The sequence below is a fragment of the Polyangium sorediatum genome (assembly GCF_029946465.1).
Lineage (GTDB): Bacteria > Myxococcota_A > Polyangia > Polyangiales > Polyangiaceae > Polyangium > Polyangium fumosum.
Genome location: NZ_JARZHI010000007.1, coordinates 323,211 through 342,915 on the forward strand (window position 1 = coordinate 323,211; position 19,705 = coordinate 342,915).

The following is a 19,705-nucleotide window of genomic DNA, read 5'->3' on the forward strand; positions in this document are numbered from 1 at the left end:
ATCAGGCAGCCTCCTCGGCGAGACGTTGGAGCTCGGCCCATAGCCCACGGGCGACGGCCTCGCCGTCGCGCTCCGTCGCGCTGCCCTGGACCACGATCTGGATATTGTCGACATTGATCGTCACACGCTCGCCGCCGTACACGGCCCCGCGACCAGGCCGCGCGCCCGCACCCACGGCGATCGCCGCGCCACCGCTGCCGCCCGCCTTCGAGGGGCTGACGATGTTGTCGTTCGCCGCCCGCGTCGCTGCGAACGCCATGGCCTCCGCCGCGCGGACCACGCGCCCCGCCCCGCCCGTGATGCCCACCTCGGCGCCGCTTGCCATGTTCCAGCCGATCCCCTCGAAGACGCGCGAGGGGCTCGCGATACCGAGCGTGCTCTTTGCCGTGGCGATGGCCCCACCGGCCATGCTCTTCACCGCAGCCGCGACCGCAAGCGCACCGGTGCGGATACTGCCTACAAAGCCATCGACGATCGAGGTTCCGGCGGATTCCCCCGCCGCATAGAGTCCCTCGCCAGTGAATATGCTTTCGAGCATTTCGTAGAACGCAACGAGTCCGCCATACATGCCGAGGAGCCCTGCGTAGAAATAGCTGAAGAACGACGCCCACACGCCTGTGGCAATCCCGACCGTGCCGAGCACAACGCCAACCACGCCAGCGATGAGCCCCACACCCTTCGCCACGAGCTCGATCCACGGGAGGTTATCGATTCCCATCCACTTCGCAAACTTTGCGAGCGGACCCGTGGTCAGCGTATCGATTTTATCAAGGATGCCGATGACTCCGCCGAAGCCCGTCCGGAAGCCGGAGAAGGCTGCCGAAATGAGCGGCGCGGCAAGCTCCGCCTTTGCCAATATGCGGTCGATGAACTTCCCTGGATCTTGCTTGTCGAACAGCGTGCCGAACGTCGAGTTCAGCACCTTTCCGAGAACCCGTGTGATCCTGGTCCACCGAGGCCCCGAGGGATCGAGGCTATCGAGCAGGCCGCCCACAAACGACTTGAACGAGCGCATCCCCGGGGTCACGTCGAGATCCATGAGCAGGTTCTCGGGGAGTGCTTGCAGCCTCCCGAAGAGCCCGCTGATATCTTCGAGCGACTTTGCCCGAGCCGCGAGCCCTGGTGCGCGCCCGCCCGCTTGCTCGTTGATCGCCGCGAGGATCGCCTCGATGGTATCCGCCGCCCCGAGCTTCCCCGCGCCTTGCATGCGCTTGATCTCTTCCGCGCTCTTGCCGAGCTTCAGGGCAAGCTGCCCATAGACCTTGTCTGCCGAGAGCCCGGCCTCGGTGAGCATGGCGAGCTCGTCCCCCTGCAAGTACCCCTGGGCCTTGATCTTCCCCATTGCGCGGACGATGCCGTCGACGTTCGCGCTCGGGTTGACGGTGCCAAGATCGGCAATGGATCGGATGATGCGGTCGACTTCGGTGGTATCGAACCCCTTCCCGAGCAGATCCACGAATTGGCCAACCGTCTCGCGGCGCCCCTGACCAATGAAATCCGCGGTTCGGACCGCAGTTTGGTAGACCCGGTCCGCGTCCCCCTGGGTCCGCCGCAGGACGCCGAGCGCCCGCGTCACGTCCTCCCGAAACGCCGCCGCATCGACGGCCGCAGAAGCCATGGCGTAAGCCGCCCGCGCAGCCCCCGCGGCGGCTGCCGTGGCCATCGCCGCAAGCGCCGCCATCGCAGCGGCGCGCCCTCCTCCCGCCCCGTTCTGCCCGTTCCCCTGGCCGCCCTCGCTCTGGTCGTCGAGGCCAGCCCGGGCCTGCTTGCGCATGCTGCGGAGTTGCCGCTCCAGCGTCGCCTCCCGCCGCTCTTGCGCCGGGTTGAATCGCCGAATCGCTTCGGAGAGTCGCCCCTCTGTCTTACTGACGTTGGGGGCAAATCCTTTCCTGCGTCGCGCATCCTCCCGCCCCGCCGCACGCTGCGCCCTCGCAGCACGCTTCTCGGCAGCCGCGTCGACACTCCGGTGCGCCTTTTCTGCCGACGACTGCGCTCGGGCCGCAGAGGTAGCGCGCTTTTTAGCCGTTGCCTCCGCGCGCTCGGCAGCCGCCCGTTGCCGCGCCGCTTTCTCCCCGATCCGTTCCGCTTGCCGCTCCGCGGCCGCTTGCGCGCGCGCCACCGAGGCCGAGCGCTTCTTGGCCGTCTCCTCGCCACGCGCCGCGCTCGCTCGAAGCCGTGCGGCCCTCGTTGCGGCGCGCTCCGCCTCACGCTCCGCCTTGTCGGACTGGGTCCCGTTGTCGCGAAGCCGTGCCGCCCGCGCAGCGGCCTCCTCGGCCTTTTCGGCGGCCTTTGTCGCCCGTTCGCGGAGCTCCGCCGCTTTCTTCGCCGTCGCTGCCGCCCTGTCCTCGGCCTCGCTCGTCGCATTGGCTGCCCGTTCGGCCGCCTCGCGCGCCTTTTCCTCCGTTCTCGTCGCGGCCTCCCGTGTCGCAGCCGCTCGTTTCGCCGCTTCCGTCGCCTTGTCCTGCGCCGCGCTCGCCGCCTTCGCCGTTCGCTCGATCTTCGCCGCCGCACCAGCATCCACGTTCACGGAGCCGAGCCCACCCAGTGCGCCCGTAAGGCGTTCCACGCTCGCCGCCGCTTTTGCCGCGGGACGCGCCACATCTTCGCGCAGAACGACCTTTTCCGAAACCGTCATGGATCAGACCACTTGATGTTCGACTGAAGAAACGCCGCAATCATGAGTGCCGCCGCGCGTGCCGACTCGGAGTCGGCATCGGCGCCGCAGAGTTCGAGGAGCCCGTCCGCGACCAGGCTCGGATCCGTTCGCGCCTGTCGCAGCAGGCTTAGATCCCCCCCACGCGAAGCTTTGCCCCCGCGCCAGCCAGCTCCATCACCACCTCGCCGACGGCGCTCCCGAGCCCCGGCGAGCGCTCGAAGACGGCCGCCACTGCTTCAGCCGTAGGCCATTCGATCGCGTTGAGCGAGAGCCGATAAAGCCCGTCGAAGACCTTGCCTTGCGCGGTCAGCCGCCGCGACGCCGTGTATTGCGAGGAGCTCGGGCACTTCAGCAGCCAGAGCCCCGTCGGCATGCGCACCGCGACGCGTTGCGAGGTCCCGCGCGCCTCCGCCGCGAGCTCGGCGCACCTCGTTTCAGCCAGGCCCGCCGCTGCGAGCGCAATCCAGTCATCGGAACCGAGCTTCGCGAGGGGGATCGTTTGCAGCTCCTCGTCGGGCGCCCCCGCCAGCTCGGCCAGCACAGGCCACGCGAGTTCGGAGAGCGCCGGAACCTCCTCGAGCACCGCCGAGAGCGCCGCCGCGTCGGGCCAGGCCACGCAATCGATCAGCAGGTTGTGGAGCGCATCGGGGCGCCCGGCAGGCTTGGAGAGCCCATCGAACGCCGCCGCCCACGCCTTGCGCGTCGGAGGCTTCACCACGACCGCCACGCCCTCGCGATCCTCGACCTCGATCAGCCGCAGATCCCCGCCGTGTGTCCGCCGGAGCTCTGCCCGCACCTCGTCCGTCAGTTTGCGCATAGTCCTTCAGCTCCTCGGCTTCTTGAACGGATCGATCCCGTTCTTGATCACCTTGAGGCAATTCCCTTCGAGCTTCGTCATCGATGGATCCCCGGCCTGCGACGAGGTTTCATCCCCGAGCGGCAGCCACGTCTCCACGCGATCGATGATGTCCGGCCGGCCCGGGAGCGAATACACGATTTGCAGATCCACCGTCCGATAGATCCAGCCATCCCCCTGTTTTCCGCGAAGCTCGTCCTCCTCGCCGCGGGAAATCTCGATCTCGCATTTCGGCTCGGCCTTCCGGCCCCCGTGCGCCTTCGGCCCGGGTTGCGTCCCGCCGACTGTGCTGGAGGACAGGCCGTTTCCATAGGTGAGTGAGGAACACGTGGTGAACGTGTGTCGCTTGCCGTTGTGGAGGATCGCCGTGATCGTCAGATCATCGTGCGCGAATTCTCCGCGCGGGGTCGTCACGGTATGGCCCATGTCAGCCGCCCTCCTCCTCGTTGTCTGTCAAGAGCCCCGGCCCGAGTTCCGCCGAGACCCCGTAGATTTGCCCGCGAGGGACCACGGTCATCGTCGCCCGAAGGAAGTTCGTCTCGAAGACGTTGTCCGTGCGGACGACGTGCGCACGAACCGCGCTCGCGTGGTCTGGTATCAACGCGCTTGCCAGAGCGTTCGTGACCGCTCGGTCGATCGCGCCCGCGGTGTTCGTTTCGAGCGTGCCGTCCTCGTGCAGCGGTGGATCATTGTTGATCTCGTTGTCGAGGACCGGCTGTGCCGCGAGGTATGCCTCGATCATGACGCGCGTCACGTTCAGATCCCGATAGCGGCTCCGCTCATCCGCCATCGTGAGCCCGCGGGCGAAGTACACGTTCCCCCCGCTCGTATCCATGACCGTAAACCGCGCCGCCCGCAGCTTTACCGTCGCGAGCCCCTCGTCCACGGGAAGCGCGTCAACCTCTTTCAACGGCCCGTCATCGTGGTTGCCGAGGTCCGACGAGAACCGCACCGCAGCCGCCTTGTACGCGGCCGCCCACGATTGTGAGCGCAAGAACGACCCTTGCAGCGTTCCGCCGCGAAGCCACGCGCCGCGAGCACACACGCACACGCGCCGCGACGTGAAGCCCTCGAAGGCCTCCGCGAGCGCCTCGTCCGTCTCGCCGAGGGGCGCGCCGAGGATCGCGACGATCGGCCGCTTGAGCGCTTCGAGCTCGGCGATCTTCGTGTCCAGCGCTTCGGCGAGCGCCCTGGTTTCTGCCGCGTCAGCGAGCTCGCCGACGACGTGCAGGATCCGGAAATCCGCCTTCACCTGGACGAGCTTGTCGAGCGCCTCGATCACGGCCTCGATGGAGATGCCCGGCGCGGTGCAGGCGAACGCATATTCCGTATCCTTGACGAACGCCGCCGCGGAAAACTGGATCGTCACGCCGACGCCCGGAATCGTATGGTCCGCTTCGCGGCCCTTCACATCCGCTTTCGGAAGCCCGAGCAATGCAAGCGCGCTCCCGCCGAGGATCACGAGCCTCGACGCCTCGCCGATCGTCTTGCTCGAAAGCCGCAACTTCGACGCCGGAGCCACGAGCGCCGCCGCGACGTTGTTGACCTTCCCGAGGGCCGCGATGATCGCTGCCGGATCCGCGGGCGGATCCTTGAATTCGACGGTATGCGCCTCGCCCGTGTCTTCCTGTATATCGAGCGTCGCCCCGTCGAGGTCCCCCGGCTCGCCTTGCTTGAGCCCGACCACCAAGCCGAGCGCGCCGAGCGCAGAGCCGCCGAGGAGCTCGATCGTCGCCGCCTTCCCGATCGCCTTCGAGGTCCACACGAGCCGCGCACCCACATCGAGCGAAAACACGCACGCGGAAAACGCGTTCGACAACTGCGCGAGCAGCGCGGCCGCGTCCTTCGGGGCCTCGAGCACGCACGTCACATCAGCGCCGTTGAGCTTGGCCTCGATGTCCTTCCCATCGAGCAAGCCCCCGGGCCCATAGAGTCCCGAGGCCCCGAGGTCTTTGTCCCCTCGGATTTCCGCTGATTTCGCGTACATGAGCCGCGACAGATCCCGTGTGCCTGTCACCTCGGCCGCCTTGCGCGTCGGGATCACGAGTTCCGTTCCGAACCGCGGAACGACCACTGCGCCGGCCGCCGTCCCCGAGATCGAGACGCGGAATCGCCCGACGCCCTGCGCCCCGCTCTTCGTAATGCGCACACGCACGGCCGCCGTGTCCGTCGGAGAGCCCGCGAGCAGCAGCGCCGGCCCCGAGCCGGATTGCGTAAGCGACCCGAGCACGCCCGGAATGCTTGCCTCGATGGGAATCGCGAGCGTGCGCTGCTTTGAAACGCGCACCGCTTGCGCCGAGGCTTCCGTGAGCGGCCCCTCACCGAGCGCTTTCGCGACGGGGGAGGGGACATCGAAGGCATAAACGGTATTCGTCGAGCCCGCCGAGCAGACGCCCACCTTGGCGACCACGCGCGCAGCCGACGCCGGCTCGCCCGCCGGTCCGTATTCGGTGAACGTGATTTCAGCGCTGGGCATCAGAATTCCTCGCGTTTCGAGCCATCATGCGCAGTCGTCTCCCCCTCGGCCGAGGCGTTCAGGATCAGCGCACGCCGCAGCTCGACGTCCACCACCGGGAGGCGGATCGACATCGGGATGACCACCTTGACCCCCGCCGAACCCGCGCGCCCGGCCCCCGCGATCCACTGCACGCGCCCATAACCACGCGCCCGTCGGCTCACCCCGAGCTCCCGCACCGATTGCAACAGGCGGAGGTAGACGCTTTCCGCCTCGACGGGCGAGCTCCCCCAGACCGTGAACGTCGCTTCGATCACGCGGTCCTCGCAGATGTGTTTCCCCGCGCCGCCTTGCTGCGCCGGGGGTTCGAGATCCTCGTGCTCGGGTGCAGAGACGATCAGCCGCGCGGGCGAGGCGAGCCCGCGCCCCTCGTCCTTTCCGATCGCAAGATCGAGGCCCTCGACGTTCATTTTCGCATGGAGCTCCTTGGCGAATCGCCCGAGGCTCGTCTCGTCCCAGCCGCCCATCATTCCCCCTTGACCGCGCGCCGCACCGCGGCGGAAAAGGCGACGCCGACGCCCGCGCGGATGCGCGCAATCCACCCCGGAGGGGGTTGCCCATCCGGAACGAGCGGCCGCTCGGGGTTATGGATGACCCCATGCTGAAGCGTCCCCCGTTGCGCGAAATGGGCGGTCCAGTGATTGACCCGCACCTCGACCGCGCACTCGAAGGGGTTCGGCGGAAGCGGACGATACTCGACATGTGCCGCGAGCGGTTGCAGCGCGAGCGCGCCGTCCGCCGCGCGCTTCGGCCAGGCGTCCCCATCGGGCGAGCGACCGGCCTCGATGCCATCGCGCACGAGCTCGACGGCCTCCTTTCCGAGGCTCCTTTGCACCTCGGTTTGATGCGATCCATTCGAGATCGAGCGCAGCCCCTTGGCCATTTCGAGCAGCCCGCGACCCGCGACCCGTGACAGCTTCATGGCCTCCGCCCTCCTCGCCATCCGCGTTCCCACCCACGCAGCTCCGCCGCGCGCACACGAGGCCCGAGCCGCCGGCCTCCCACCCCCGACTGCCCCACAACGCCCGAAAGCTTTTTCCCGCCGTCGAGCCCTTCGAGCCAGTGGATCTGGTCGAGGTATCTCTGCCGCAGGTTCTTGGAATCGTCGTGCTCGGGATCGAAGCCCGAAGCGGACATGAGCGTGTAGGCAGCAATCGCCGCCGTCGCTTCCACGATCGCCCCGGTGAAGACCGCCAGCGGCGGATGGAGATCCGCGAGGTACGTATCCACTTTGCGCGAAGCCGCGTCGAGCCCTTCGAGTTGGTCCGCCACGGGCACGCGCGCCAGCGCCTCTTTGTTGACGCCGAGGGCGTACAGTTGCGCGAGCGTGGCGTACGTGCTCACGTCTCCCCCGTCGCGCCCGCCGTCGGGACCTTCTCCTCGCCGCTCTCCTTCGGCGCCTTGCCCTTCGTCGCACGCACCTGCTCGACGCCCGGCAGTTCCCGCACCGTGATCCGCTTCCCGGGATCCCGCTTCAGCATGTCGATCTGCTCGCGCGTCAGCGCATCATCCGGGAGCTCGGTCGCCCCGGCCTTCCAGCAGAGCCCGATCCGAACCTTCCTCCCGTCCCGCTCCTCCTCGCGCCAGCCGCAGCGGTACGAGTCATATCCGGGAGGCGGAACACACGTAACGATGATCATCGGCCATCCCTCCGGCCCTACGGGCGGCACTTCGCGATGCTCTGCCAGACGGCCGGCGCCGCATTGCCCCGGCAGTCGACCCCCGCGAGGTATTGGTTATTGACGAACGCGTATTCGCTCCCGTTCATGAGCGCCTGAAACCGCGGCTTCTGCCGTTCCTGCCAGATGATCGGCCGCATCAACTGATTCTTGAGCATGGCGAGGAACCAGACCCCCGGCGAATCGCTCAGCTCATCGATCACGAGGACCTCGGCCGTCCCCTGATTGATGTTGTCCTCCTGCGCGCCGCCGCGGGCGATCGTCTCGGCTTCCACGATCCGCTTCGCCGCGCCCTCCTTCTGCGGGCTCACGATCAGGGTGTCCGGCTTGATCCCGATGCGCCTGCCGTTCACGTCCACGAGCGACCGCATGTTCGCGCGGACGAGTTCGTAATTCTCCGGCGTGAGAGCCATCCCCGAGGGGTAATAGTTCGCCTGGACAGGGGAATCGGGATCGTCTTGATCAACCGGATGCACCTCGGAAAAGACAGGCTGGCCATCGTAGACGACGAGCGAGACCGGCCCGACGAGGGGGTCGAGGTAACTCGTTTGCTCCCCGTACAGGAGGATCGGCGCGATGCAGTCGTCGGGATGCTTCGCGGCCTGCTGCCCGAGGAGGCTCGCATAATCGCCGTACATCCCGTATTTGTCGTCCTCGATCTTCTCCCGCTCGACGCCGAGAGTTTTCTCGAAGGGCTTGTTCTTGATCGTGAAGCTCCGCGAGCGGAGGTTTTCGACCACGCGCGGGCCAACCCAATGTCGGAGGCCCGGGATCGCCGTCAACCAGGAGTAAGTTTCTTCCTCGCCCGTGCTCGGGAGCGTGCGGGCGACCTTCGAGCCCCACGGCTCCGCCATGCCCATTCCGCTCTTGAAGAGGATTTGGAAGCCCTTGAACATCGCCCGCAGGCTTGAACGCGTGATGATCATCGAACGCCCTTCCTCGCGTCACCGCGGCCCAATGGAGACCGCGACGCGGCCCCCGTCGAGCCCCATCATCTTCCCCGCCACCGAGCGTTTGCCGCCGCCGCTCGTCCTCGCGACGCGGCCCCCATTGACAAAAAACACGTCCTTCAGGAAATCGGCCATGGTGACCGCGTCGGCACCGCTCGAATTCTGGAGGAGGAACGTCCCCGGCTCGCAGTTGATCCGCTCGGCGCCGTCCTGGCCCGCGCTGTTGTCCTTCGTCTCGCAGGCCCGCCCGACCGGCCGGAGGTCCGCCGCCTCGATCGCTTCGAGCGCATAGCCCGAGGCATCCACGCAGACGATGTTGCCTTCCTCGATCACCGCGCCGGCCTTCATCCCCGGCGCGAGCCGCTCGACGCAGACGCCGATCCCGTATCGCTTCACGTCACGGACCATGATCCAGCTCCTTCAATCGTCGCCGTCGTCCATCGCGGCGGGATCGAGCCGCAGCGTTTTCGCCACCTGGAGATCAAATTCGCCATTCCGCCGCGTGCGCGCCGCGAGGCTTGCTTGCTGGTAGCGGTTTGCCGGAGGCGAGGGCTTCGCCGCCGGTTTCTTCGGTGGCTCAGCCTTCGGCGGATCCTTTTTCGGTTTCTCCCGCTCGGGATCCTCGCCCGCGCTCCCCACGAGCTCCCGCAGCGCGTCGAGGTCCTTTCGACCGAGCTTGACGAACGCCTCGCGGCCCGCCTCGGGGATGAGCTTCGCCGCGATGCCACGGTCCACGAGCGCGCCGATCTCGTCCTCGATGGCCGACGCGCGCGCCGCTTGCAGCTCCTCGGCCGCGGTCGCGAGCGCCTCGCGCGTCGTCGCCTTCCCGGTCAGCATGCGGATCTGCGCGAGGGCCTCCGCCGCGTCGCTATCTTTCAACGCGTCGTCCCCCTCATCGCCGCCTTCCTCGGCCATGTGATCGTCAAACGCCTTGATCACGTCGTCCTCGGTCGCCTCGTCGGGATCAAGCCCGAGTCCCGAGGCGATATGCGCGAGCGCGCCTTCCAGCATGCCGTTTGCTCCCTGCGAAGCCGCCATGAGCGGCGGTAACCCGTGTGAAGCGGGCAGATTCGTCAGCGCGACGTTGATCAGCCGTGTGATCCGGTTGCTATCGAGCTCGTAATCGACCGCGGGCGAAATGTAGCGATACTTCCGCGCCCGAACCTTCTCCGCGGCCTCCTCGGTCCACCGGACCTCGACGGCCCATAGCGCGCCCTCGCGGACCTCGGGCCGGAACCACGCGGCCGCCTCGCCCGCGCCCTTCGAGAAGCCGAAAAGGGAGGCGTGATCGTAGTCGAAGAAGAGCTCCGCGCCGTGCGCCTCGAAGTCAGCGAGGACGCGGCGCGCGGCTTCCTCATCGAAGAGGAGGAGGCCTTTGTACGACTTGTTCACGCCCGCGCGGAAGAGCAGCACCTCGCCCGGAGGATCCCCCGAGAGGTCAACGAGTCCAAGCGTGGCGCGAGCCTTGCGTCCCATGGGTCGACGGCTCCACAGAATGGAGCGCCTCTACCCTTGGAATTTCATCAGCCAGGGATGGCTCATTCTGGCTTATTTAGCGAAGCGACCGAGAACAAGCACGAAATCGACGCCGAATCGTGTCCGGTGCCACGCATTTCACTCTGCGGCAGGCAAGCGTTCCTTCAAATGCTCCGCATTCATGGCCTCACACCATGTACCGAAGTCCTCGCTTTCCCCACCCCATGCGAGCTCCTCGGCTGTCTCTTCGAGGGGGACATTCCGAACGAGCGTGGCGAGCTCGCGGTAAAGGAGCGCGTCCTCCCGACGGGACTTCAGCGCCGCCGCGACACGCTCCGCCCCCCACACCTCGACGTCCCAATCCGTTGCATCTTCCGGGATATCTTCGATGTGACCGTATCGCGACAAAAGCGCGGTCGCCGCCTCGATGCCCACGCCATCGAGCCCCGGGATCTGGTCGGCTGTATCGCCCACGAGTCCCAGCAGATCGGGGATGCTTTCGGGGTCCACGCCGAAGCGATCCCGCACGCCATCCGCCGCGAGCTCCCGCGCGCGAGCGCGATCCACGAGCACGATACCCGAACGCGTCAGGCATTGCGCTAGATCCTTGTCCGGCGAGAGCACGCGGATCGACGCGAAGTCATGCGCGTACTTCTGGCACGCCGTGGCCAGCGCGTCGTCCGCCTCGAACTCGCCCATGGACCAGACCACGGCCCCGAGCGCGCGTACCGCCGTTTCCGCGTCCTCGAACTGCGCGCGCAGGGCCGCCGGGACGACGGAATCGTCCTTGTATCCCTCGAACAGCTTGTTTCGGAAGCTCGTGATCGGGTTGTCGAAGGCGACCGCAAGATGCGTAACCTCGCCAGCTTCGAGCAGGGTCATGAGGGATGCCACCATGCCGACTGTCGCCTTGACATCCTTCCCATCGACCACGCGCCGCCGGCCCCTCGAAAAGTGGGCTCGAAAGAGCTCGTACGTGCCATCCACGACGTAGAGTGTTTTCCCGCCGCCCGACAACGCGCGGCGCCCGAGCTCCCGCGGCTTCGACTTGCCCGCCGGAGCCAGGGGGAGCCCCTCGTCCTTCGCCAGCGCGTCCCAATCCACGCGGCTCGCGAGCGAGCTCGCGCCAAGCGCAGCGACCGCGCCCGCGATTCGTTCGAGTGTCTCAGCACGGAGCTTTGTAGCCTCGGCCTCCGCGATGGCTTCCGCCCGCTTCGCCTCAGCGACTGCCCGCCGTGCCTCCGCCTCTGCTTTCGCCACGTCCGCGCGCCGCCGAGCTTCGAGCACCTCGGCCTCCGCCTGCGCCTCACGTTCCTCCGGCGTCCTCGTGTCCCACTTCGGCCACGGCGCGAGGCGTTCGTCCCCGTAATTGAACAGCGCCCACGGCCGGAGCACCTGGAAATGCCCCGTCGTCGCGAGCCCTTCGGTATCCGCCCGCTTCCCCTCATGCCGGACCGCGTTGTGGACCTTTCCGAGCGCATGCGAGCCTATCGGCGCAGGTTCCATGGTGAGCGTCTGCCGGAGGATCGCCATCGCCGCCGCGCTGTCGCAGTATCGGATCCCGCGCTCGAACACTTCGACCGCGCTCGCGCCGTCCGCCTGGACAAGCTCGTACCCCCAACCCGCAGCCGCCTTCCCCTCGCTATCGATGTCCACCGGGAGCATGATCACCGGTGATTTGCCCGCGTTGACGAGCGCGTCCTGGTACGCGTCTCGCTCCCGCGCCGTCTCGTCGGCTTCATCGAGGGCCGCGGGATACCGACCGACGCGCGTGGGATGGCCGTAGACCTCGGAGTAATGGGCCCAATCCGTGAACATCTGTTGTTTCGCGAGGTAGTACATGGCGACCCGCCGGACCGCGCCATTCATCCAAGGGGTCTGGCTCCCCGACGCGAAAATCGCCCACTTGTGCGGATCCGCGCCAAGCGCGATCTGCGTGGTCGGAGTGCCGACCTTGTATGTGACCTCGTGCCCATCGAACCACAGATCCCGCGGATGCCAGACTTCGAGCAGCGGCAGCCATTGCTCGCGCTCCTCGGTCCAATTCAGTTGCACGACCGCGACGCCGAGCATGATCAACCACTTGAGCACGTCCCGCAGCACGGGCTCGGGGCAGAAGCGCCACCACACCTCCGCGGCCTCCCGTTGCGCGAGTTCCGCCGCGTCTGTGTCGCCCGTCTCGGTGGACACCTCGAAGGAGAGCGGCAACGCGAGCAGCCCGTCGATCCGTTGCTGGAGAGCGCCATCGAGTCGCTCGTCCGTCAAGAGCGCTTCCGCGAGGTCCGCTGACTCGCGGAAATCCCCGGCTTCATGCCGTTCGAGCGCTTGCCGCACGCGGTCGTTATCCCAGCCCATGAGCGGCGCGAACACGTGTTGCGCGTACCGAACGCGAGGAGCGCGATTCATCGGGTGTACCTCGTCAGCTTCACCGGTCGCTTGTTCGCCGCGGAGAACGACCCCGCGATCCGCCCCGCAGGCGAGGAGAGCAGGTCATGCGCGGCGGCGCCGGCGTCGACCTGGTCGTCCTCGTCGTCGTCCTGCCCTGTGAATCGAAGATGCTCCGCGAGGAAGACGTTGACCCACGAATCCGGGCCGACGTCTTGAGGGAGAAGCACGCGGCCGTCATTCCAGGATGCCGCGTACGGCTGCGCGCGCGTGAACTTGTCCGCCTTCACGCGGCGCGCCTCGACCGTGAAGCCCCGATCGGACATGAAGGGCACGATCATCTTTTCAAACACCGTGACGTAGCCCATGGCTTTGCATCCCCCGTGCGCCCGTTGCAGCCGCGCCCCGTCCGCCGCGAACTCGGGCGCGAGGACCTGCTTTCGCAGGCATTCGAGCACGTAATACACGCGCCGCCCGCGCTCCGGTTCGTGCGAGCGCATGACGACCGCGGACGAGTAATCCGCATGCTTCCGTGCGGTATACGCGAAATCCACGCCGATCCCATCGCGGTACTCCCGCACCTCGCCGAGGGCGGCCTCGGGCGTGTAGAGAGCCGGCTCCGCGTTGAAAACGGCCCCGCCCCGTGGCCTCGGGACACCCTGGTAAAGCGAGGCCCACGTGTATTCCCCGACCTCGCGCCGCCGTTGTTGCAGCTCCTCGGCGGGCCAGCGTTCGGGCCACAGCGCGCGCCCGTCGTCGGACAGCGCTGGGAGGCGGAGGTATTGCCAGCCCTGGGAGATCAGCCGCCCGGAGAGGTCCTCGGGATGCCACCGCGTGGCAAGGACAATCGCGCTCCCGCCTGGCTCGACGCGGTTGATCGTCGAGCCCTGCCAGAGGTCCCATATCCGCGAACGGTACGTGGGGCTTTCGGCCTGGATTCGGTTCTTGAAAGGGTCGTCCACGAAGAGGACGCGGAACCCCTTGCCCGTCAGCGAGCCATTTAGCGCCGTGAATACGGCGCGCCCGCCCTCGCGTGTGCGCCACTCGCCGACGCCCTTCGCCCCGGCATCGAGTTCGACGCCGGCCGAGCGCGCCATCGCCCGCGCGTCGCGGCTCTTGCTGTTGGCCAGCTCGATCCCGTATGTCGCATACGCGATCGGGAGGGTCGGATCCTTTCGCAAGTACCACGCGATCGCATGGAGGATCGTGTCCGTCTTCCCGTGGCGCGGCGGAGCGTGGATCACCGCGCGGACAGGCTCGCGCCGCGCGCGCTCGAGGAGCTCGATCAGCGGACCAAGATGATCCGGCCGCGCATACCCCGGCGTAACGGCCGGGATGAACGCCGCGAGGCCCTCGGAGGGGGCCGCAGCTATCCGACCGTGCTCCTTGAACGAGAAATCGCCCACCCGATAGCCGAAAGCCCTCGCCATCGAGCTATTCCCCGAGGTACGGCTCGGGGTTTGCCCTGAGCTCGGCCAAGAGTTTTTCGAGCGCCGCTATCTGCTCAGGCCTCCCGATCTCGCCCGTCGCCCAGTAGATTTCGAGCTCCCGACAAGCCTTCCGATCCTTCCAACCGCTCTTCGCGCCCGCATCCCACGCGGCGCGGAGCTCCTTGGGGAGCGTTGGGGGGCGAGCGACGTCAACATGCACGTTGCCATCGACCCGCGTATGCCTGCGGTTCCACTTCTCGGGATACCGCGCGCGCAGGATATCGAGCGCGAGGCGTGGATCGTCCGCGGCCCCTTGCGTCGCGATCGAGGCGAGCCGCGCTTCGCCCTTCGCCTCCGCGGCCCGGATCGCCGCATCGAACGCCGGATCCTGCTTTCGCCAATCTCGCAGCGTGCGCGGTTTGATCCCGACGAGCGCGCACACCGTCGGCCGGTGAAGTTGACCGAGCCGGAGCGCGTCGAGGATCTGCTTTTCGACCTCGGGGGTTCGGAGGGTCGGGCGGCCGCCGTTCATGGTCTACTCCAGCAGGTTCCGGAAATCGTCGAATTCGTCCCGAGGCTTGGCCCCTCCGTTCGCGCTCCCCTCGAAGCGCCCTGGCTCGGGAGCCGTTGCCGTGCGCGAGGAGAGGCGCCCTTCGCGGATGGCAATCGCGTCGAGGAGCCGATGCACATCGCGCAGGATCACGCTCGTTTCGGGGAAGACGATCCGCCGCTCCCGCTCGATGCGCACAGCTTCCTTGAGGCGGCGTTTCTCGACGCGGAGGAGCCAGCGGAGGGTCTTGACGTCCGCGTCCATCTTCGGCGCGTCCGGGTTCGGTGCGGGCCGCCCTTCGGCGGAAGCGCGCTCGGCTGCCTCGGGCGTCAACGATTGAGCGCGATCCCGCGACCTTTCGCTGCTTTGGTCCATGACGGCCTCCGGATTAGGGGGTGCATGAGCATGTGACAATCGTTGCAGATCACGATCAGATTCGCGGGATCGAAGATGAGCTCCGAGGCGATCCCCGAGATGGAGCAGGGGATGATGTGGTGAACGTGCCGCGCGGGAATGCCGCAGCACTCGCAGAAGCGGCCGCGAGCGTCGAGGACTTCGCGGACGACACGTCGGTAACGGCTTTGAGGGGTCGCGGCGCTGGGCTGTGCCATCTCACCCTTACGTCGGGACCGGGTCATTTTCGGCTCGTTTTCGGTCGCATTGTCGACGCTGGGCCGCCGTTCTCGCGTTCGACCGCCGCGAGCCGCTGCTCCAAGGCGACGCACCGTTCGCGGAGGTCCTGTATTGCCAGCGTCGTGGCGACGGGAATCGGGCAAGCTTCGCGCAGGCCTTCGAGCCGGACGATCGTCCCCCGGCGCCCGCGTTGCGGAACGAGGATCTCGACCTGGTGCAACCGCTCGAGGGACCGGAACCGCCGTTGGACCCTTCGCCGCCATCCCGGACGCGTGACAGATTCTCCGATCATCGCAGCAGCTTCCGCCAGCCCGACGCAGCCAAGCGCGTGTGATTGGAGTGCTTTGCCGAGCGAGGCGTCGCGGGTATGCGTCACGCCTACATTGACCACCGCCTCCCAATTCGACCCAAGCCCCATAAGTTACCTCCTTTGCGAGATGTCGCTCCGTTCGGGCCGATGGGAAAGGGTAAAAATAAAATGTCGAGCGCGGTCAGGGCGCCTCGACCCCGGGGAAGATTTTCGCCGAGGGCCGGCCGACTCGCCGAGGGGCCCTCGACCCCTTACGCGCGCCGTGCTCGACGCCCTCGACGCCGCCCGGCCTCGCCGTCGCCCTCGACCACGCCGCGATCACCTGCCTCGACGCCGGCCCCCGCGGCATCGTGCGGCTCCGACGAACCGACGATCGAGCCCTCGACGTCGAGCCCCGCGACGCTCGCCGACGAGCTCGACGCAGAGGGTTTCCGCCGCCTTGGTTTCCGCCACTCTGACCCCCCCGGATGCGGGGGTGGCGGAAATACGACGTCGAGCGCGGTCGGGGTGCCTCGACCTCGGGGAAGATTTTCGCCGAGGCCCGGCCGGCCCGGCGAGGGGCCCTCGACCCCTTACGCGCGCCGTGCTCGACGCCCTCGACGCCCTCGACGCGACCCCGGCCTCCCGTCGCCCTCGACCTCAACAGGATCGCCCGTCTCGACCTCGCCCCCCGCGGCAACGTGCGGCTCGGCCGACCCCCTCGGCGAGGCCCTCGCGTCGAGCCTCGCGCCCCTCGCCGAGGAACTCGCCGCGCGTCGATTCCGCCGCCTTCATTTCCGCCACTCGGCCCCCCGGATGCGGGGGTGGCGGAACTGCGACATCGAGACGATGTGGTCTGCGACACGTATAGTACAAGACTCTTGCAACAGTGTGGCAAAGGTGAGATCGTCCCCCCCGTTCCACCCCACATTCAGTTCCGACATCGGTGACAAAGATCTCGCTGGTTAACGGTCGACTCCAGTGAGCCATTATTCAAGGTAGAGAGAAGCTGCGATGAGTGTTACTCCCCGTGGTATGAGCGTTCAGGAAGCATATCGCGAATACCGAGACGGAAACTTTCGTGTCAATCGACGATACCAGCGCAAGCTCGTCTGGACTCTCAACGAAAAGCGTAAACTCATCGACAGTCTTCTTCATGGATACCCAATTCCTCTTTTTCTGTTCGCAGTATCGGGGCGACCAAATGGGAAACGGGCATACGAAATCGTTGACGGCATGCAGCGCCTCAACGCCATATTTGACTTCATCGAAAATTCGTACGACCTCAACGGGCGATACTTTGACGTGGATCAGCTGTCCCGGGCAAAGCAGTTGGCGGCTCAGAACGTGTTCGACGTAAAGGCAACTGCTGGCAACATCCTACATGCGAAAGAATGTGCCGATCTGCTTGACTATCAGCTTGCGGTTACCGAGTTCCCCGGCGCGAACGAGGAGTCGGTAAATGACATCTTTGGGCGCATCAATGCGTTCGGGCGTCATCTTAGTGATCAGGAACGTCGACAGGCTGGGGTGGGGACAATGTTTGCCACCACGGTTCGAGAATTGGCCGCCCAGTTGAGGGGCGATGAATCCATGGAGGTCCTTGACTTGGCCTCCATGCCTAAGATTAGTATCGACGTCGATGGTGATCACGAGAGCTACGGTATCGCCGCGAATGACACCTTCTGGTGCAAGCAGGGTATTCTTAGGAAAAGTCAGCTGCGGGAAAGCGAGGATGAGCAGCTGATCGCGGATCTCCTGGTGTCGATTCTCGACGAACAGGCGTTTGCATTCAGCGGCAAGAACCTGGATATAATCTATGATCCAGAAAGCTCCGAGTCGAAGCGGCTCAACGACCTCTTGGCGTCTTACGGTACAGAGCGCGTCAAGAGTGAAGTGGCGGCTACCATATCAATCATCAAGTCCTGCATTGAGAGTATAGATCCTGAACCCAATGCGCTACGGCGTGTTGTTCATCCCACTAGCAACACTAACCCCATCAAGACTGCGTTCTACGCGGTGTTCATGGCTTTCTTCGACCTGTGTGTGAGGCGAAAAAAGGCGCCTGCTAACTCGAAGGCGATTCTGAGATCGCTGCACGATCTTCAATCCAAGTTGCATGTTAGCGCCGGAGCCGTCCGCTCTGAGCCTAGGCAGCAGAATGTCGACCTCACCCGAGGTCTCATTCAAAAACATTTTGAGCCAGCGCAGCCTCCAATAATCTCTCGCGGCGCAGGCACTATAATACGGTTCGAGAATGCGATCCGGCGCTCGAAGGTGGAAACGTCCACATTTGAGTGCAAGCAGGGCTTACTCGCTCTCGACGACAAGAGGAAGCCTGCCCCGGGGTTGCTGGAAAAGATCGTAGAGACTGTTTGTGCAATTGCCAATACGGCTGTCATTGGTCCCGATGGGTTCACTGGTGCATTATTTGTTGGCGTTGCTGACAAGGATGCTGACGTGAGGCGGATTGAGAACCTCGATGGGGTGCAGGCTCATCGCGTGGGGAGCCGCTACTGTGTCGGTGTTGATCGGGAGTTGGTTCACCTAGGGATCGACATGGAGGCATACAAGCGACGAATCGTTAGCCATATCTCGTCATCCAATCTCAGCCAGCCCCTGAAGACTGCTGTCCTTAGTAACGTAGACTGTATAACGTACAAGGGGCTTTCGGTAATATGTATTTGGATCCCGACCCAACGAGCGGTCTCCGCCGTGGACGACGTCGTGTACGTACGTGAGGATTCAAATAACAAAAAGGTCGAGGGACTTACTCAGACACAGGCAGTAATGTCACTCTTCCGCTGAGCAATGGCGCGGCATCATCGTACGCATTGCGATATCGAAAATAGCGTCCGCCCCGCCCAACCCCCCACGCCCCGCCATGGCCCTCCGCTTCCACAAGAACATCAAAATATCCGGAGGCTTCCGCGTCAACCTGAGCTCCCGCGGCATCGGCGCATCCTGGGGCGTCCCCGGCTTCCGCGTCAGCACCGGCCCCGCCGGCTCCCGCGCCCACTTCGGCGTCCCCGGCACCGGCCTCCACTGGAGCCAGAACCTCGGCGCCGGCCAGCGCGTCGGCTCCTCGGCCGGCGCGCAGTGCCACCAGATGCTCGCGGTCCAGCACGACCCGAGCCGCGCACCCTACTTCGACCCGAACCGCCACGAGGTCGAACTCCACGAGCAGCACATCCGCGCCCTGACCACGCTTCACCACGAGGGGTGGTCCCCCTGGGACTGGCACCGGATCGCCGCATCGCCCCCGCCCCCGCAGCCGTACCGGCAGAACCACCGCGAAGCCGCCGCCCTCCAGGCCCTCCAGGCGCACCGCCCCGGCGTCCTCGGGAAGCTCACCGGAGCCGATCGCCGCCTCGAAGAACTCCAGCAAGCCGTCCACGTCGCCCGCGCCCAGGATGAGCAGGAGTACGGCGCCCATTACGCCGCATACATGAACGAGGTCGAGCGCTGGAAATGGTTTCAGCGCGCCGCGCAAGGCGTCCTTTCCGGCGATCCGGAAGCCTGCCAGGCGGTCCTCGACCACCTCGGCCCCTTCCAAGCCTTCCAGCAGCTCGGATCCTCGCTGAACGTGTGCATCACCCGCCCGTGGTGCGTGGAGGCGTGGCTCACCGCGAACGATCAAAGCGTCCTGCCTGCCGAGGCGGTCTCCTACACGTCGACGGGTAGGATCTCCCGGAAAACGATGCCGACCCAGCGGTATTGGTCGATCTACCAGGACCATGTGTGCAGCGCCGCCCTCCGCATCGCCCGTGAGGTCTTCGCGATCCTCCGGATCCCCGTCACGCTGGTCCACGTCGCCTACCCGTGGACGAACACCCGGACGGGCCTCCCGGATCGCTACCCCATTCTTTCCGTAGCGTTCGACATCGAGTCCTTCTTCCAGCTCAGGCTCGAAGCGATCGACCCCTCCGATTCGATGGCCAATTTCGAGCACCGCATGGAGCACAAGAAGAACTCGGGCCTCGACCCGATCGAGCCCCTCACCCCCGACGACATCGAGCAGAACCAGGGGTGAGCCTCGCCTATCAAGGGAGGCCCGGCTTCCACGTCGCGGGCCCCTCCGCCTCCGTTTCCTCCTGGTACTCGACCCACGCGAGCTCTTCCGCGGTCGGCGGAGCGAGCGGAGCGTCCTGGATCGCCGGTAACACCTCGCCCACCCCCGTCTGGACGCCGCCCCGCCCCCGTGGCAGGCGCCGCGAGCACGCGCATCCGGGCCTGCCACCGCGCGCCAACGGGCTTCGACAGCAAGCACCGCGCAGACGCCTGCG

Annotated in this window: 18 protein-coding genes; 2 read left to right on the forward strand and 16 right to left on the reverse strand. The window is 66.2% G+C overall.

The features are described 5' to 3' along the window. Position 1: 1 nt before the first annotated feature. From QHF89_RS12025 to QHF89_RS50160, 16 genes are all read right to left on the reverse strand, one after another. Positions 2 to 2,119: a tape measure protein gene (locus QHF89_RS12025; RefSeq protein ID WP_136969471.1), complete on the reverse strand. Its 2,118-nt coding sequence runs from the start codon at positions 2,117 to 2,119 to the stop codon at positions 2 to 4. A 664-nt stretch (positions 2,120 to 2,783) separates the two neighbouring features. Continuing rightward, positions 2,784 to 3,473, reverse strand: a complete 690-nt coding sequence (locus QHF89_RS12030; protein WP_136969472.1) for a hypothetical protein — start codon at positions 3,471 to 3,473, stop codon at positions 2,784 to 2,786. 6 nt (positions 3,474 to 3,479) lie between these two features. After that, entirely contained in the window at positions 3,480 to 3,938 is a 459-nt protein-coding gene (locus tag QHF89_RS12035) for a hypothetical protein (RefSeq protein WP_136969473.1), read from the reverse strand. Position 3,939: 1 nt separating this feature from the next. Further along, positions 3,940 to 5,988 (reverse strand): DUF2586 family protein, encoded by a 2,049-nt coding sequence (locus QHF89_RS12040; protein ID WP_136969474.1) that lies wholly within the window; start codon positions 5,986 to 5,988, stop codon positions 3,940 to 3,942. Then, on the reverse strand, positions 5,988 to 6,497 hold the full coding sequence (locus tag QHF89_RS12045) for a hypothetical protein (RefSeq protein ID WP_136969475.1): 510 nt from the start codon (positions 6,495 to 6,497) through the stop codon (positions 5,988 to 5,990). Before QHF89_RS12045 ends, QHF89_RS12040 begins: the two co-directional genes overlap by 1 nt. After that, positions 6,494 to 6,949, reverse strand: a complete 456-nt coding sequence (locus QHF89_RS12050) for a phage virion morphogenesis protein (protein ID WP_136969476.1) — start codon at positions 6,947 to 6,949, stop codon at positions 6,494 to 6,496. Before QHF89_RS12050 ends, QHF89_RS12045 begins: the two co-directional genes overlap by 4 nt. Then, the gene (locus QHF89_RS12055) at positions 6,946 to 7,371 is read right to left on the reverse strand and encodes a phage protein Gp36 family protein (protein ID WP_136969477.1); all 426 of its coding nucleotides are present in this window, start codon (positions 7,369 to 7,371) and stop codon (positions 6,946 to 6,948) included. The genes QHF89_RS12050 and QHF89_RS12055 overlap by 4 nt, the downstream gene beginning before the upstream one ends. Then, positions 7,368 to 7,667, reverse strand: a complete 300-nt coding sequence (locus tag QHF89_RS12060; RefSeq protein ID WP_136969478.1) for a hypothetical protein — start codon at positions 7,665 to 7,667, stop codon at positions 7,368 to 7,370. Before QHF89_RS12060 ends, QHF89_RS12055 begins: the two co-directional genes overlap by 4 nt. Positions 7,668 to 7,684: 17 nt before the next feature. Beyond that, a complete protein-coding gene (locus QHF89_RS12065; RefSeq protein WP_136969479.1) occupies positions 7,685 to 8,632 on the reverse strand; it encodes a Mu-like prophage major head subunit gpT family protein in 948 nt (315 codons plus the stop codon). Positions 8,633 to 8,650: 18 nt separating this feature from the next. Next, positions 8,651 to 9,064 carry a hypothetical protein gene (locus QHF89_RS12070; RefSeq protein WP_136969480.1) on the reverse strand — a complete coding sequence of 138 codons (414 nt, stop codon included), beginning with the start codon at positions 9,062 to 9,064 and terminating at the stop codon, positions 8,651 to 8,653. Positions 9,065 to 9,076: 12 nt separating this feature from the next. Continuing rightward, positions 9,077 to 10,132: a phage protease gene (locus QHF89_RS12075; protein ID WP_136969481.1), complete on the reverse strand. Its 1,056-nt coding sequence runs from the start codon at positions 10,130 to 10,132 to the stop codon at positions 9,077 to 9,079. Positions 10,133 to 10,270: 138 nt separating this feature from the next. Then, the gene (locus QHF89_RS12080; protein ID WP_136969482.1) at positions 10,271 to 12,538 is read right to left on the reverse strand and encodes a phage portal protein family protein; all 2,268 of its coding nucleotides are present in this window, start codon (positions 12,536 to 12,538) and stop codon (positions 10,271 to 10,273) included. Continuing rightward, entirely contained in the window at positions 12,535 to 13,947 is a 1,413-nt protein-coding gene (locus QHF89_RS12085; RefSeq protein WP_136969483.1) for a terminase large subunit domain-containing protein, read from the reverse strand. The genes QHF89_RS12080 and QHF89_RS12085 overlap by 4 nt, the downstream gene beginning before the upstream one ends. Before the next feature lie 4 nt (positions 13,948 to 13,951). Then, positions 13,952 to 14,479 (reverse strand): hypothetical protein, encoded by a 528-nt coding sequence (locus tag QHF89_RS12090; protein ID WP_136969484.1) that lies wholly within the window; start codon positions 14,477 to 14,479, stop codon positions 13,952 to 13,954. Positions 14,480 to 14,482: 3 nt separating this feature from the next. Continuing rightward, the gene (locus QHF89_RS12095; RefSeq protein WP_136969485.1) at positions 14,483 to 14,872 is read right to left on the reverse strand and encodes a hypothetical protein; all 390 of its coding nucleotides are present in this window, start codon (positions 14,870 to 14,872) and stop codon (positions 14,483 to 14,485) included. Next, positions 14,827 to 15,393: an HNH endonuclease gene (locus tag QHF89_RS50160; RefSeq protein WP_425440840.1), complete on the reverse strand. Its 567-nt coding sequence runs from the start codon at positions 15,391 to 15,393 to the stop codon at positions 14,827 to 14,829. The genes QHF89_RS12095 and QHF89_RS50160 overlap by 46 nt, the downstream gene beginning before the upstream one ends. A 1,061-nt stretch (positions 15,394 to 16,454) precedes the next feature. Here QHF89_RS50160 and QHF89_RS12100 point away from each other — a divergent pair. Then, positions 16,455 to 18,227: a GmrSD restriction endonuclease domain-containing protein gene (locus tag QHF89_RS12100; RefSeq protein ID WP_284720394.1), complete on the forward strand. Its 1,773-nt coding sequence runs from the start codon at positions 16,455 to 16,457 to the stop codon at positions 18,225 to 18,227. A gap of 76 nt (positions 18,228 to 18,303) precedes the next feature. Then, on the forward strand, positions 18,304 to 19,452 hold the full coding sequence (locus tag QHF89_RS12105) for a DUF4236 domain-containing protein (protein ID WP_136969487.1): 1,149 nt from the start codon (positions 18,304 to 18,306) through the stop codon (positions 19,450 to 19,452). Positions 19,453 to 19,705: the final 253 nt, after the last annotated feature.

Coding starts and splice junctions, on each gene's coding strand:
- QHF89_RS50160 (WP_425440840.1), bottom strand. CDS start 15,393: ATGGCGGCGAAGGGTCCAACGGCGGTTCCGGTCCCTCGAGCGGTTGCA.
- QHF89_RS12065 (WP_136969479.1), bottom strand. CDS start 8,632: ATGATCATCACGCGTTCAAGCCTGCGGGCGATGTTCAAGGGCTTCCAA.
- QHF89_RS12085 (WP_136969483.1), bottom strand. CDS start 13,947: ATGGCGAGGGCTTTCGGCTATCGGGTGGGCGATTTCTCGTTCAAGGAG.
- QHF89_RS12045 (WP_136969475.1), bottom strand. CDS start 6,497: ATGATGGGCGGCTGGGACGAGACGAGCCTCGGGCGATTCGCCAAGGAG.
- QHF89_RS12035 (WP_136969473.1), bottom strand. CDS start 3,938: ATGGGCCATACCGTGACGACCCCGCGCGGAGAATTCGCGCACGATGAT.
- QHF89_RS12105 (WP_136969487.1), top strand. CDS start 18,304: ATGGCCCTCCGCTTCCACAAGAACATCAAAATATCCGGAGGCTTCCGC.
- QHF89_RS12080 (WP_136969482.1), bottom strand. CDS start 12,538: ATGAATCGCGCTCCTCGCGTTCGGTACGCGCAACACGTGTTCGCGCCG.
- QHF89_RS12095 (WP_136969485.1), bottom strand. CDS start 14,872: ATGGACCAAAGCAGCGAAAGGTCGCGGGATCGCGCTCAATCGTTGACG.
- QHF89_RS12100 (WP_284720394.1), top strand. CDS start 16,455: ATGAGCGTTCAGGAAGCATATCGCGAATACCGAGACGGAAACTTTCGT.
- QHF89_RS12050 (WP_136969476.1), bottom strand. CDS start 6,949: ATGAAGCTGTCACGGGTCGCGGGTCGCGGGCTGCTCGAAATGGCCAAG.
- QHF89_RS12040 (WP_136969474.1), bottom strand. CDS start 5,988: ATGCCCAGCGCTGAAATCACGTTCACCGAATACGGACCGGCGGGCGAG.
- QHF89_RS12060 (WP_136969478.1), bottom strand. CDS start 7,667: ATGATCATCGTTACGTGTGTTCCGCCTCCCGGATATGACTCGTACCGC.
- QHF89_RS12090 (WP_136969484.1), bottom strand. CDS start 14,479: ATGAACGGCGGCCGCCCGACCCTCCGAACCCCCGAGGTCGAAAAGCAG.
- QHF89_RS12075 (WP_136969481.1), bottom strand. CDS start 10,132: ATGGGACGCAAGGCTCGCGCCACGCTTGGACTCGTTGACCTCTCGGGG.
- QHF89_RS12070 (WP_136969480.1), bottom strand. CDS start 9,064: ATGGTCCGTGACGTGAAGCGATACGGGATCGGCGTCTGCGTCGAGCGG.
- QHF89_RS12030 (WP_136969472.1), bottom strand. CDS start 3,473: ATGCGCAAACTGACGGACGAGGTGCGGGCAGAGCTCCGGCGGACACAC.